Source organism: Gimesia algae, from assembly GCF_007746795.1.
Classification (GTDB): domain Bacteria; phylum Planctomycetota; class Planctomycetia; order Planctomycetales; family Planctomycetaceae; genus Gimesia; species Gimesia algae.
The window spans coordinates 2,070,192-2,084,478 of sequence record NZ_CP036343.1 but is presented as its reverse complement, the minus strand read 5'-3'; the positions used below and the strand labels follow the sequence as shown (position 1 = coordinate 2,084,478).

General features: G+C 50.5%; 8 protein-coding genes. 4 read left to right on the top strand and 4 right to left on the bottom strand.

The window, feature by feature from the left end; all coding sequences use genetic code 11:
• Positions 1-13 precede the first annotated feature (13 nt).
• Together Pan161_RS07565 and Pan161_RS07560 are read left to right on the top strand one after the other, a co-directional pair.
• Positions 14-1,432: a TadE/TadG family type IV pilus assembly protein gene (locus Pan161_RS07565; RefSeq protein ID WP_197995751.1), complete on the top strand. Its 1,419-nt coding sequence runs from the start codon at positions 14-16 to the stop codon at positions 1,430-1,432.
• 359 nt (positions 1,433-1,791) lie between these two features.
• Entirely contained in the window at positions 1,792-2,373 is a 582-nt protein-coding gene (locus tag Pan161_RS07560; RefSeq protein ID WP_145225544.1) for a hypothetical protein, read from the top strand.
• A 298-nt stretch (positions 2,374-2,671) separates the two neighbouring features.
• On the opposite strand, the gene Pan161_RS07555 is transcribed toward Pan161_RS07560, so the two are convergent.
• From Pan161_RS07555 to Pan161_RS07540, 4 genes are read right to left on the bottom strand one after another with little or no spacing between them, the layout of a single operon-like run.
• Positions 2,672-3,934: a DUF1501 domain-containing protein gene (locus tag Pan161_RS07555; RefSeq protein WP_145225542.1), complete on the bottom strand. Its 1,263-nt coding sequence runs from the start codon at positions 3,932-3,934 to the stop codon at positions 2,672-2,674.
• A gap of 9 nt (positions 3,935-3,943) precedes the next feature.
• Positions 3,944-5,335 carry a DUF1800 domain-containing protein gene (locus Pan161_RS07550; RefSeq protein ID WP_145225540.1) on the bottom strand — a complete coding sequence of 464 codons (1,392 nt, stop codon included), beginning with the start codon at positions 5,333-5,335 and terminating at the stop codon, positions 3,944-3,946.
• 51 nt (positions 5,336-5,386) lie between these two features.
• Positions 5,387-8,488: a M56 family metallopeptidase gene (locus Pan161_RS07545; protein ID WP_145225538.1), complete on the bottom strand. Its 3,102-nt coding sequence runs from the start codon at positions 8,486-8,488 to the stop codon at positions 5,387-5,389.
• A gap of 10 nt (positions 8,489-8,498) precedes the next feature.
• Positions 8,499-8,891, bottom strand: coding sequence for a BlaI/MecI/CopY family transcriptional regulator (locus Pan161_RS07540; protein WP_145225536.1), 393 nt, complete (start codon positions 8,889-8,891; stop codon positions 8,499-8,501).
• A gap of 704 nt (positions 8,892-9,595) precedes the next feature.
• On the opposite strand from Pan161_RS07540, the gene Pan161_RS07535 reads away from it, so the two are divergent.
• The gene (locus tag Pan161_RS07535; protein ID WP_145225534.1) at positions 9,596-12,268 is read left to right on the top strand and encodes a RyR domain-containing protein; all 2,673 of its coding nucleotides are present in this window, start codon (positions 9,596-9,598) and stop codon (positions 12,266-12,268) included.
• A gap of 70 nt (positions 12,269-12,338) precedes the next feature.
• Positions 12,339-14,192 carry a hypothetical protein gene (locus Pan161_RS07530; RefSeq protein ID WP_145225532.1) on the top strand — a complete coding sequence of 618 codons (1,854 nt, stop codon included), beginning with the start codon at positions 12,339-12,341 and terminating at the stop codon, positions 14,190-14,192.
• The last annotated feature ends 95 nt before the right edge of the window (positions 14,193-14,287 follow it).

Sequence of the window (14,287 nt, the reverse complement as noted above, 5' to 3'; positions counted from 1 at the left end):
CAGGCAGGATAAAATGAAAAATGACCAGCTGACAAATAAAAAAAGACAACCAAGAGGTGTGATCACTGTCGAGCTGATTCTCACTCTGCCGATCCTGTTGATATGTGTATTAGCAATGGTTGAGTTTGGTGTGTTACTGTCTCAGATGAAGCAGGTTGAATTCGCCAGCCGTGAAGGAGCCCGCCTGGCGGCTCAACAGTCAATAACGGCCCTTCCTTCCTCAGTGGGAGATGTGGCAAGCCGAGTAGAGCGGGTATTGCAGACAGGTGATATTTCCGGTTACTGCCGTGTCATCCTGCAGCACAATGTGGCTTCCGCAGGCAACCCTGTTCAAACGACAGGTCCCTGTGATTGTCCCACTCCTGCTACACCTGACATGCCTTCCGGGACCAATCTTGCTGCTGTTCGTGTCACTGTTTGTGTAGAAATGGATCAGTTGGCGCCTGATCTCCTGGCGACTTTAGGATTTTCACTCTCGGGTAAAAGAATCTCACAAACGACAACCTGGCCGTATAGGGAGCCACAAACTCAGGATTATGTCGGGAATGTTTATGTTGCCAGCAGCATCCCACCTGGTCCTGCTTCCATTTCACTTGTCGACCCGGATACTGCGAATCGTTCGATTACGTCGAGTTCCAGTACGGGAACAGGAACAACTCCATTGGGGCCGACGGATATTCTCTGGGATGCCACTAATCAGCAGATTATTTACTCGGACCTCTATCAGCAGTCGATTGTTGCCGTTGATCCTGCCACGGGGGATCGGACGATTCTTTCCTCTTCCCATCCAGGTACACCCGTTGGCAGTGGGGCGTCATTGTTGAATATCACTGGATTGGCCCTGGAACCCTCGGGGACACTGCTGGCGTTGACTAACCCGTTTGGTTTAATTCGTATCAATCCAGCGACTGGTGATCGGACGGTGCTTTCCAGCTCAACGGTGGGGGTCGGCCCCGTCTGGTCCACGGGAGATACTGTTGCTGTCAATTCCACAGGGGGGATCTATGTCGTGGGGAAAGCCTCTTTTGCTGGGGTGTATCAAGTCGACAGCATCACTGGTAACCGTACTCTTGTCACCGAGGATATGATCTCAACACCTGTCACACAGAGGATGGGTAATCCTACAGACGCTATTTTTGACATGTCTGATAATTTGCTGATTGTCGGCAATCTCAATATTATTTCTGTCAATGTGACCACAGTCAGTCGAATACAGATCTCTGGAATAGCCAAGGGGAGTGGTTCACCCATTGTGTCACCACAGGGGATTGCCGAACAGGATGACGGGACAATCCTCGTATCTGATAACGCACTTCAGTCGATCATTGCGATTGACCCGACAACTGGAGACCGAACTGAGTTTTCGGGACCTTCTACTGGCACCGGCCCCAGCTATGGGCCGGGGATTCGCGATCTGACCATTGTACCTTAGAACCAGAAGCGAAATATTGCGATTTCTTCTGGATTGTCTTGCTGTCTTTCACTTGAAAAACTAAAAGAGCGTGGCTGTTGATATGCGGAGCAGCAAATGAAAATCAAATTCATTTTCTGATTAAAAAAAGATAGTAATAACTTTAATATCCTGAAAAGTGCATTTTTTAGAAACGGAAAAATGACAGGAACACTTTTGTGATGTTGTTTCTCAGCATCCTGTAAATCATGACTTTGCCTTTTGTGTGAATGGATTACTTCGTGAATCCAAGAGGCAGTAACTAAATTCTTTAAGGCAACCCGGCTGTCAGCTTGTTTGTATTGGATGTAACCAGCGTTAGTTTCCGGTTGAACTATTTCATGAAACGAATTGATACAAAGCAAAACCGAACTCAGAAGAATCGGCGTGGAATTGCAATTCTCTGGCTGGTGATCTGGGGGTCATTTTTTCTGACATTTTTCTGTGTAGTCCTGGAACTGGCAACATTGTGGGAAGCCCAGGTTGAGTTGAATGATGCGCTTGACTCTGCTGCATTAGCTACTGTGAGCGAGTGGAATACAATGCGTAATCTCAGTAATTATTCGACGGAAATTCCTCGCGAAGTCGGCATCGATTATGCCGCGGCCAACACCGTTTTAGGGGTACCTGTGCCTCTTACCTCAAACTACGATTCCGGAAATTCGCCAAATGAAAACGAGACATGTGCGGGTAATATTATCCTTGGCAACTTAACCTCCAGTGGTTCCGTTTATGAATTCAATGCAGGAACGACTGGAAACCTGCTCGCAGTCAGAGTACAGGCGACGATCCCCCTCAATGGGTTTTGCACAGCGATGTTTGGTGCTACACTTTTTGATGTGTCTGCATCTTCTACTGCCTATTTTGATAGTTTAGACGGCAAACCGAAACTGGTCAGGATCTCGGCATATACCTGTAACTGATTTCTGGACCAAGCATGATAAACTACACTTTTAGAGAGTGTGGTCATTTTAACATCCTCGGAGACCTGTCCGGGGAATTTCAAGTGCGGTAACGGATCCAAAGCACGAACATCACCATGGCTTCATAGAATCGGTTGGTGAGTTCGATTTTCTATTCATTCGCTCAAGTGCATCACATTTAACCATAGCGTCTCTCAATCTATGATACTCGGTCCAAATGGCCTTGGAGTTGCTACAGTAAAAACGGAGACAGTCTATTTTGTGTGTTTCGTGGTAGATAAAAGTCTACCAATGTGGGTCACGTCGTCTTTAGAATATCGAGCTTCTCGAATTGCTGGCCGAGGACGGGTTGGCTGGGAACGTTCAGCCAGTTTTCCAGAATGGTGGCGTAGACGCTGCGGAAGTCGACGCCGAACACAGGATCACCGTCGACCAGGTTTTCGAGATCAGGAGCGGAGCCGTGTACTCCCGGCTTGAGGTTACTGCCAGCCAGGATCACAGGGCCTGCGGTGCCATGATCGGTGCCTGCGCTGGCGTTTTCTTCGACACGTCGTCCGAATTCCGAGAAGACCAGAACCAGCACCGGCCGATTCGGGGTTTGCTTGCTGACATCAGAGAGGAACGCCTTAAGGGATCGTCCCAAGTCGCTTAATACATTGCGGTGAGAATTGAGTTGTTGCGAATGCGTATCGAAGCCCGTGTGCTCGGTGTAATAAATGGGTGTGGAAAATCCGGCATGAATCAGTTGGGACACCAGCCGGAGCAGTTCTGCCAGAGGAGTGTCGGGATACTTGACCGTCGTGGATTGGTCAGGATTGATTTTTCGGATCTGCTCAGCCGTCGTATGTACGGCGAGCGAACTTTGCAGGGCTGCTTTCAGAAGCGGGTTTGAAGTGGAACCGGTTCTGTTTTTCCAGGCAGCGATTTGAGCCTGCAGTGTTTTTTGATCGAAGAGACCAGTGTTCTGTTTGAGCTGCGCGAGATTTTTAATCGAGGGCACCTGTACGCGGCTGCCGAACAATGCCTGGGGCATTTCGTCGAGGCCGATATTTAATGCCTGCGCCGATGCTGTCTGTTGTGCGACTGTCGCACGCTGATTAATCGTGCGGGCCAGCCAGCCTTCTCGCGCGTACACGCTCTTTTGGTAACTCAACTTCTGATCGCTGGGAGCCGTCTGCCAGATCGCCATCGATTCGAAATGCGAGCGGTTGGGGTTCGGGTAACCGACACTTTGGATGATGGCCGCCTGCTCTTCATCCATCAGTTCTTTTAATCCCTTCAAAGAGGGATGCAGGCCAACCCTATCGTTCAAACGATGCAGTTTGGCGTCGGCCAGTTGTAACTTGGGACGCAGCCTGCGATAGTTTTCGTCTGTGAACGGGACCACGGTATTCAGTCCATCATTGCCGCCCGTCAATTGCAGGACGACCAGCACACGGTCTGACGTCGGTTCTTTTCCCGCCGCAGCCCAGGCAGTTTGCTTCAGGAACGCAGGAACCGCGGCGCTGGTGGCGAGCAGTGTGGAACCCAGTCCCAGGAATTCTCGACGGCTATAGCTCATGATCGTCTCCTATGCTAACTGGAATTCCGGTGTTTGTAATAGAACCTGCAGGGCAGCACGCAGTTGCGACGGACCTTTGTCAGCCAGACGTTTTACGAGGACCGCTGATTCCTGGTTGAGGCTGTTTTGCAGAAGTAACTCGAAAAATGATTTGATTGCCTGTGAGGGTTCAATGGAATGTTCTCTAAGCCAGTGTTTGGGATCATATGTTGGTAAGCCTGAGTCTGGATTACCGTTTAGCAGTTCCGCGGCCCAGTTCATTCTGGTCAGGGTACAGTTGGTATTGAGCCAGGCCGTTCCCCCTTCCCAGCCTTTGACACTGGGAGGGTTAAATAGAATTTGTCCCTGCTGATCACAGTTGAGAGCCGCCAGCGGTAACAGGTTGGGAATTCGCTTCGGTTCCAGTTGGCGAATGGTGCCGACGCAGAATTCGACAGGCGACTTAACCCGCTGCCAACAGGCGGCAGGTGAGAAGAAGTGCTGAGAGCGCAGAATAATGCCGACTACATGTTCGATGGAATAATTGCTGGCGCGCATCTGAATGGCCAGCGGTTCGATCAGGGTATCATCGGGAATTGTGCTCTCGCTGACGAACCAGCGATAAAGGCGGCGGCAGAGGTATCTGGCGGCTTCGGGTTGCTGAAGAATGATGCGGAAAATATCATCGCGCCGCCAGGAGCCCGTTTGTCCCAGAAATGTCTTAGGACTGGTGTCGACAAGAGTTTCGTCGTAGAAAAATTCGTTGGTCTCGTTCAGCAGGCTGTCCCGACCCGGTTTCCAGCCAGTCAGACTACGGGCCGCTTCGCGGATGTCGTCCTCGCTATAATGTCCTTCTCCGAGCGTGAAGAGTTCGAGCAGTTCCCGCGCGAAGTTTTCGTTGGGGTGTTCTTTTTGGTTGGCGCCTCCATCGAGCCACTTCAACATTGCCGGATTGGCTTCGATCGCCAGTAGCAAATCCCCAAATTTGCCGCGTGCGTGTTTGCGAAAGAGCTCATTCTGATCCAGCATCAGTTTCAGGTTATAGACGCCCGAGATTGAGGTTGCGAAGTGGTTGTGCCAGAACAATGTCAGTTTTTCTCCCAGCGGGTCACTGCCGAAAGTCATTCGAAATAACCACCAGGCCTGCAGGGGAGATAAACTTTCCGCCGTCATAAAACTGTCACCGGAAGACTCAATAATGTTTTTGAGCGCGTCAGCCACCCGTACGAATTTCTGGGGTGCGGGTGGCGGATGCAGTAACCTGTCGATGCTTTCCGCGGGGCCCGCTTTGAGATCGCGGTGCAGTTCTTCCCAGTTCGCTGCAAAGCCGGCGCGGCGGTGCAGATGGGCCACCTTTTCCAGAGTCCACGGGTCAGCAGATGTCGGCACATAAGGCGCCCAATGCTCAGCGTCTGACTGCATCTCTCTACCTCTTCAATCGGGAACGTCACAAACTCATTTATAGTTCATGGCTTACTGCAGTTCCAGCACAACTTTTCCCACATCGGTGGTTTCGCCGGGGCGAACGGTGAATTCGTACCCGCTTGCCCAACGTCCTTTTTTGATTAACTGTAACTGGTACGTGGCACCGGGGATCAGGTCATTGACTGTCACACGTCCTTCGGCATCTGTTTTCGAAATTCGATCTGGTCGCAAAATGTTCTGCCAGAACATATGCTCAAACCACAGTGGTTGCTCAGGCTCGATCATGGCAGTATTCGTCACCCCCGGCGTTACGATAATTATTAATAATGGTTCATGCCCCACCAGCGGCTTCCCGTTATTATCTTCAAATTGAAACGTGGCCGTGCCGCATTTCTCTAATTGAATGGGGGCGTCTTCTGGATAGAACTCAGTGACGATTTTTCCACAGTGATGTTCTAAATCGAGAAAAAAGAGCGGCATCGATTTTTGGGGATGGAAACCGGGAAGTTCAAGTTGCCCGTCTTGAAGTAGCATTTCGGGCAAGCTTGCATCGATATCATTTTTAAAGGGCAGATAAGAACGGGCAAACACTTTTCCACTTGCTGGCTGACCATCCGGGCGAACGATCATTTGACGGAGCGTGAAGCCACGCTCCAATTCGATCTCCAGCGGTTTTGGATGTTCGTTTGGCTTGAAATTCAGTCGAGTGACTGCGTCGTAGTATTCACGCTGCAGCCCCGGTTTGCCGTAGTACTTGTCTCCCATGCTGTCCTCTTGATGCACATAATCGAGCGTGGGTGCTGTAACGATTAAGCGTCCAGGACCGGGCCAGACCGGCATTTGAAACCGACCTGCTGCATCGGTTGTATATTTCATATCGGCGCCAAAAAAACGGCACTCCGAGGTACTATCAAATAGCGGATTATTGTATTCCTGAGATTCAAAAAAAAGAGTCACTTTGGGAACTGGCTTGCCCGTCTCTGTTTCAGTGACTCTGCCTGTTAGCAGAATACCTGTCTTCATTTTAATCGTTAAGTCGGCATCACTGAGCCTGTTGTTGGGCCATTTCCATTCCAGTGCATGGAACAGATAAGCCGATTCCGAGGGAGGATACACATTTATGATCGTTTCTCCCGAAGGAAACAGGGTGTTGAGGGCTGTTCCACGTGCGATTCGAAAGCTACCGTCCGCGTTGGTTCGAACTATCCGATAAGGTTTTTCGAGGATCATGACTTCTGCCCCGGCAATGGGTTGATCGGTTTTCTCATCAATGACCTTCCCGCTAAGAAATTGTGCTGGCTTGAGGGCGACGCTGACTGGCTTATCAGACACATTCACATTGATTGCGTGCGCGCCAACCTGTTTGTCATCAATCAAGAGGCCAAATAAGGTCGTCGAAGCCGGGAGCATGGTTTCGATGTAGCCTTCGTTGTCGCTTTTAGAAAAGCGAGGCCACGCGGAGACTAGCGAATCCGGCTTGGGATGGCGAATATTGATATAATTATCTTTGCCCAGCATCATGCCACTCAGGTAGGGTTCGATTCCGACCACCGGGTTACCAACCGTGTCAATCAATTGTACGCGTATTTTTTTGGCAGAGGAAAGTTTGAGATCGCAATGGTGATGCAGCAGATGTGGGTCAACGGTTTTTTTCGCCAGCAGCCCACCTGCGACACTGGCGATGATCTGCATATATTTGCGCGGACGGGAAATATCGTGTGGTAGCACAATCTGAAACCAGCCGACCTGGTCGGTTTTCGTCTGATAGGATTCGAAGTCATCAACTCCCGGAATGCTGCGATGCCAGTTGGTACCGCGCTGATCAGAAAACAGATCGATGTGGGCACCCGATTGCGGTTTTCCGTCGGGCGAAAGGACAGTACCGGTGATTCGCATTAGTTTATACTGTTCCGATTCTGATGTGGGAGTAGTAGGCGCTGGTTCTTTTTCCGCCGCCGTTAATAAGGTTTCCACCTGCAGTGTGGGATGCACGATGCCCAGCGTGGTGACCAACAGCAGTGCCAACAGCAGACAGCTCAGTGTGCGGAGCAGGCCGACTTGTGCGCGGCTGCGTTGGGTATCGAGAACCGCCAGCAGTCTGCCTTCCAGTTGGGATTTTCGAGCCATGCAGAGCGCTGCTGTCGTGAAACGAGATTGATTCGATAGTTGATGGGCGATCTCCAACAGTTGCGAGGCATAGACGGAGGGTTCCTGACCTGCCAGCAAGACGCAGTCGTCGCAGGCGTGTTCGCGTTCGAGACGCATCTGATGTGCCGACCACCAGACGAGCGGATGAAACCAGAACAGCGCACAGCCGAGGCGGGCGATCATCTGCAGGGGAACATCCAAGCGTTTGACGTGCGCGAGTTCGTGCAACAGAACCACCTGACGCCGCTCCTCATCCCAGTTTGTGGCATCGTCGGGCAGCACAACGCATGGATTCCACAGACCAAACGTGATCGGCATCTGGTGCGGGCCGCCTGATAACAGCGTCACGGGACGCTGTAAACCGAGGCGGTCACTCAATGCCGTCATCGTCTGCTGCCAGTCAGCGTCATTCAGACGACGGCTCTGTTTACGCAGTCGCCAGTTTCCCAAAAGTCCAGTCACCAGCGGTAGTAAGGTCAGCAGGATGCCACTCAGCCAGATTAGCGTGAGAGTATGCATTGACCAGTCGAATGCTGCCGGTTGATTGGAAGTGTGGATGGGAACAGACGCTGCTTTTACAGCCTGGTTCGTTTTCGTATTGATAACGGGTGGAATCGGTTGAGACTGAATTGCGAGTTCGTTTTGATCCGCGGTTCTCGTGACGTCAGTCGCTATTATTGGGGGAGTCAGTCTGTTTTCTGAGAACGCTGGTGCAGAAGTGACAACGGGCGGAGTCGGAGAAACCGGGGCGGTGATTGTTTCGGCTTGCCAGGCTCGGGGAATGACACGCCAGTTCCATGCCGGCGCGAAGAACGTAACCAGCGGTAAGATCAGCAGCGTCAGAAAGAACAGCGTCCAGACACGATGCCGGAGTGCGGCGGAAGAACGGCTCAGAAGTAAGACCAGTCCCGCGGCCAGTGCCGCTAATAACGTGGATTTGACGGCGAGATCGAGGGCAAATCCGTTTTCCAGGCCGGGCAGTGACAGTAGAGCATTTCGCATGGTGCACCTGTTATTTCTTTTTGTTATGGCGTGCTTCTTCAATCAGATTTGCCAGACGTTCGTATTCCTCCGGAGACATCTTGTCACCCGACATATCAAGAAGGGCAGCGACGGCGTCACCGGTCGAGCTGCTAAAAAACGTTTTCAGTAGATGCTGCATCGCCGATTTGCGAGCTTTCGCGGGAGCTTCAGTCGGGCGGTAAATGTATTTGACCCCCTCGCGGCGAAATTTGAGATGTCCCTTTTCCTGCAGCACCCGCATCATCGTGCGCACGGTGGTGTAACTGGGGGCATCGGTTAATTTTTCATGGACCTCGGCAACGGAAGCTTCACCCAGTTCATGAACGGCATCCATGATCTGACGCTCCCGGGCTCCCAGATTCAAATACACTGGTTTTGCCATCTGCTATCCTGTTGAGATACTGGAACCGTAATAAAGAGAATAATAACTTGAAGTGTTACTTCATTAACACATGTTATTAGAGTAACACTTTGTTTGTCTGTCAAGATAATTCTCTCAAGTATTGAATTATTGAGAAGACGAGTACGATAGGATCCATCTTAAGGAGAAGCAGGCGAAGCGGTTCCACGGGTTTAAAACAGAGGGCAACTGTCTTAAAAAGTTACTGACAGCAGCCGAACCGTATCAAGCTCTTTAGATTAGACTGTGTCTCGTTTTACTGCAGCGTCTCCAGAGTCATTCAGGCCGAGTAGAATAGATTGAGAGACGCTCTGGTTAAATGTGATGCGCTCTAGAAGAAAGCTGCCTCGGGAAGCTTCAGAACCCGTCGAGAGGAAGCAAGGTGGTGAACTGAAACTGGTATCCTGGTGACTCGTCGTGCCCGATGTTGAGAGCTGGTGGACCAGACTCGTTATTGATTCGTTGTTGCAAAACATGTTTAAGGCGTATCGCCGCATCTTTCGTTGCCGCTCTGGCTCAGCCAAAGTTGGCTGAGGACTGCCGAAGGGGTACGGCTCAAGTAGTGGTAAACCGTTTGCTGAATTGATAGGATATCCCCTTGGGCCTGCTGTGTGCCCTTCCACGCGTCGTTCTCTTAGATAGTCAAATTCCTGCGGGATATCTTCCCCCTGATTGTGGAGAGCATTTTGAGCGATACATCGATATCCAAACGAATTCTTGTCGCCGGTGATGTAACGCTGGACTGGCAAATCGCCCACATCCCGGGAGGTGATGAATCTTCTTTTCAGTGGACTGCAGACCAACAGACCCGTGTTTCCTGTCACCGGGGAGGAGCTGCACTTCTGGCTGATCTGATTGAGTCAGTCAACGATCGTCTTTCGCAGCAGGCAGGTACCCGTCACGAAATTCTTCAGAGCAGCGCTCCTCTCGCGGACATCTCTAAAACAGACAGGTCCTTTCATCACTCCTATGCCATGTGGTCACTCTTTGATCCAGACCAGAATCCGGGAAAGACTTCAGGCCATGTCGGAAAAGTATGGCGGGTCAAGGAATTTCTGGGGCTGGATCTGAATGAGAAACAGTCAGGTTCAGCAGTCTCAAACAACCAGGAACTCACAGGGGATGGCTCGGATTGTTCCATCGTTGTAATTGACGACACAAACCTGGGCTTCCGCAGTTCCTCTGACAACTGGCCTGCTGTCATAAAAAATCAAAACGGAGCCCCCTGGATTGTTCTAAAAGATGTCAAGCCGGTTGCACAAGGAGAATTATGGAATTACTTGACGAAACACTATGCAGATCGATTGATCGTCGTGATGAATGCAATGGATCTGCGTCGTTCTGATGTGCAGATCAGCAGACAGCTCTCTTGGGAAAGAACAGCACAGGACGTGGTCTGGGAACTCACGCACAATCCACAAATCAATGGTTTATCTCGCTGCGCACATACGATTGTTTCGTTTGGAGCGGATGGAGCAATCCTGCTTTCACGTGACGAAACCGGCGTTCTTCAGGGTAAGCTGTTTTTTGAACCTGAAATTCTTGAGGGGAGCTGGGTCAAGCCCGACCAGGGGAATGTCATAGGAAATAACACCACGCTGACTGCCGCCATCGTGAGACAACTGATGCTCCATCCGGAAGCTCCGGATCTTGGCCAGGGAATACAATCTGGTGTGGCCGGCATGCGCAAGTTGTTTCAGGAGGGGTATGGAACCTACTCAGATAACAGAGAAGCTGAGCTGGCATTCCCATTTGAGTCTGTTGTGCTAGAACTGGAAACGACGCAATCTCTTCTGGTTGTTGCAGAAATACAGAATCCGGTGCTTACACTCCCCCAGACGGGAGCTCAAGTGAGAACAACTTCTCGGAGGAGGTGGACGATTCTGGAAGATCAATACAGCGGAAATCTCGACCAGGTTGCTGAGCAAATTGTATTGAAAGGTCTTAAGTCTGCCCTGAAGGGGGTCCCGATCGGAAAAATCGGGGGATTAACGACCGTTGATCGCACTGAATTTGAGGCGTTACGAAGTATCCAGAATCTGATGGGAGAGTACTGTTCTCAATCGCAGAAGAAACCGCTCTCTCTGGCTGTGTTTGGTCCACCAGGATCAGGAAAGTCTTTTGGAGTCGAGCAGGTTGCGAAATCGATTCGACCGGGGCAGATCGAAGTTCTAACATTTAACATTTCTCAGTTTGACGATCCACATGATTTACACGGAGCTTTACATCAGGTGCGTGATGTGGGACTGCGGGGTAAACTTCCGCTCGTGTTCTGGGACGAATTTGATTCAACATTAGATGGAAAGCCACTTGGCTGGTTAAGATATTTCTTAGCCCCTATGCAAGATGGTTCCTTTCAGGATGGCCAGATCACGCATCCGGTAGGACGCTGTATTTTTGTATTTGCTGGTGGCACCAGCGAGCAGATGTCTCAGTTTGAGACTCAGCTTGACTCGGATGATTCCGAACGCAAATCGGTTAAACTGCCCGATTTTACCAGCCGCCTGAAAGGATTTTTGAATGTCATGGGACCGAATCAGCAGGGGCAGACTTCAGGAGACGATCCCTATTTTAAAATCCGCAGAGCGATTTTGCTGAGGTCTATATTTGAGCGTAATTCACCACTCCTGTTCAATGAGTTCCAGGGAAGTAAAAGTCTGAATATTGATCCTGGTGTCTTACGGGCGTTTATTCAGACCAGGAAATTTAAACACGGAATTCGGTCGATTGAATCGATTGTTACCATGAGCAATCTCTCGCATCAGAAAAAGTACGCAAGATCATCTCTGCCAGCCGAGGCACAACTGGACTTGCATGTCGAGGGCCGGGAATTTCTGGCGCTGGTACAGCAGATTGATTTGAATGGAGAACTGTTGGAAACACTGTCTGAAGCGGCACATGAAGTTTTTCGGGAAGGAAAAGAACGTGATGGCTGGGTTTATGGTTCAACGCGAAATGATGCGGAGAAAATCCATCCTTTGCTGATTCCTTATGCAGAACTCCCGGAGCAGTTTAAAGAAGCTAACCGAGTGAGCGTGCGATCCATTCCAAGAAAGCTGGCATTGGCTGGTTATGTCATGCTGCCGGCGCGCAGTAACGAACCTGCTCTGCAATTCCCTGGAGCCGATCTGGAGCAACTGGCTGAATTGGAACATGAAATCTGGATGGAAGCTAAACTGGCAGATGGCTTCGAACTGGGAGAAGAAACTCCCGAGAACCCGCGTCGAAATCCTTATCTGGTTCCCTGGAGGGATGTCCCCGATTCCATTCGGGAGAGTGACCGTGATCTGGTGAAAGACATTCCCCGGATTCTTTCCCGGGCTGGATACGCAGTTGTAAAACTGAACGCAGTGGGATAATCTGTTCTCTCACTCCCGTCAATTCGAATCTCAATCTGATATTAAATCCATTCCATGAGTCAGCCTGTTTATGAAATCACCTTCTATTCCTTATGAGCTTCGCGTTGGTGTGACCGGGCATCGTCATTTACCTGATCCCGAAGGCGTAACAGAAGCAATCGATAACTTATTAAATCACATTCAATTTACCTGCGAACATGCGACGGAATTTCCCAATGGTAAGTGTGGATCGACCAGATCATGGGGCGATAAAATCGATTTATGGCTTTCACGGTGTGTGAAAGTCGTCTGGCGATCGCTGCCTGTTTCTCCTGAACAGATTTCCGTTGAATCTCAAACTCCACTGGAGTGGATTGTGGTTTCATCGCTGGCCAGTGGGGCGGATCGGAGAGTGGCGGAGGCCGTATTGAGCCGACCGGGTGCCATCCTGGAGGCTCTGCTCCCGTTTCCTGTTGAAGAATATTCAAAAGACTTTACGGAACCGGAAGATCTGCAGGAGTTTCAGAGTTTTTTGAATTCCGATCAGACCAGGGTTGTCACACTGATCAATGATCCCCAGGTTTCCGAAAATCAGGATGTTCGCAATAGAGGTTATCTGACGGCAGGTAAGCGTGTGGTGAATGATTGCGAAATTCTGATCACTGTCTGGGATGGCAAAGCGGCCCGCGGAACCGGTGGTACTGCCGAGGTCGTGCAATATGCACTGGAACGAAATAAAATCGTCCTGTGGATCCACTCCGAACAACCAGCGGCTGCGCCCCTGTTAATTACAGACCAGCAGTCAGATCACGCACAGGCGGGGCCTTTACCCGGTTCCTGGCTGGCGCCGATCCCCGCCACTGCGAAACAACTTTCATTGAACTTCCATCAGCTGTCTTCCTACAATCGAGATGCGGCCTGTAATACTTCAAAATGCCGTCAGATTCGGACGGAGCTTCAGCATGAACTCTTAGCGGATACTACAAAAGTGAATCTCTCACCTGTGGCCTTCGCGTCTGTGATGGAACCCCAGCTTTCTTACTATGCCCGCGCAGATCAACTGGCGATTCGATATCAAAGCCTGTATGTCACAGGAGCTGTCGGCCTGTATTCACTCTCCGCGTTTGCGGTGACGATTGCTGTCGTGCAGGTCATGTATTTTCCGCACCAGCTCTGGTTGATCCTGTTTGAAATACTGGCGATGCTGCTGGCGGTTCTGTTGCTCCGTATCAGCAGAAAGCATGCCTGGCATGAAAAATGGCTACACGATCGTCATCTGGCAGAACGAATCCGTATCTCATGTTTCACCAGTCTACTGCCTTCCGTTAAATCGAGTAATGCAGAATCGACCGAATATGATCGGACGAATCCACTTTCCTTCTATAGCGGTCCGCCGAACTGGGTGGAACTGGCTCATCAGAAGATTCTGAAACAAATCCATTCGATCTCGGAATCTGATATTGAATTCCCGGTACTGAAACAATTTCTGATTCATCACTGGCTACAGAACCAGATCGACTGGCATCTGAAGAACGCCAGAAAGAAGAAGAGAGTACTTCACTGGGTTCACCGTAGCGGCCTGATTCTCTTTCTGACAACGATGGTTATGGCTGTTATTCATATGTCCGGTATTGGACATCATGTGGAAGGCACTCCACCTTCAGCCTGGGGGCTGATTGCACCACTCAGTACCACTCTGGCTATCATTTTGCCTGCCTGGGGAGCGGCGACCCATGCTATCAATCTGTTGCGGGAAAGGGAACGTGTTGCCAGCCGATCAGAGGAAATGGCCAATGCCCTGGCACGAATTGCCTTACAGATGGAGAAAGTAGCAGATTTCAAAGAACTGTTTACATGCGTCGAGCTAGCAGAATCTGTCATGTCGACTGAAAATCTGGAATGGTGTATTTCGCTGCAGTTTCGTGGACTGGAACTGCCAGCCTGATTCCGGGCAAACAATTGAAGACAGATTGAACTGTGTCTCGTTTTACTGCAGCGTCTCCAGAGTCATTCGGGCCGAGTCTAATAGATTGAGAGACG

What these genes read in the sequence shown, in the direction of transcription:
- Pan161_RS07565 (WP_197995751.1), top strand. Translation starts at nt 14, where the DNA reads ATGAAAAATGACCAGCTGACAAATAAAAAAAGACAACCAAGAGGTGTG.
- Pan161_RS07560 (WP_145225544.1), top strand. Translation starts at nt 1,792, where the DNA reads ATGAAACGAATTGATACAAAGCAAAACCGAACTCAGAAGAATCGGCGT.
- Pan161_RS07555 (WP_145225542.1), bottom strand. Translation starts at nt 3,934, where the DNA reads ATGAGCTATAGCCGTCGAGAATTCCTGGGACTGGGTTCCACACTGCTC.
- Pan161_RS07550 (WP_145225540.1), bottom strand. Translation starts at nt 5,335, where the DNA reads ATGCAGTCAGACGCTGAGCATTGGGCGCCTTATGTGCCGACATCTGCT.
- Pan161_RS07545 (WP_145225538.1), bottom strand. Translation starts at nt 8,488, where the DNA reads ATGCGAAATGCTCTACTGTCACTGCCCGGCCTGGAAAACGGATTTGCC.
- Pan161_RS07540 (WP_145225536.1), bottom strand. Translation starts at nt 8,891, where the DNA reads ATGGCAAAACCAGTGTATTTGAATCTGGGAGCCCGGGAGCGTCAGATC.
- Pan161_RS07530 (WP_145225532.1), top strand. Translation starts at nt 12,339, where the DNA reads ATGAAATCACCTTCTATTCCTTATGAGCTTCGCGTTGGTGTGACCGGG.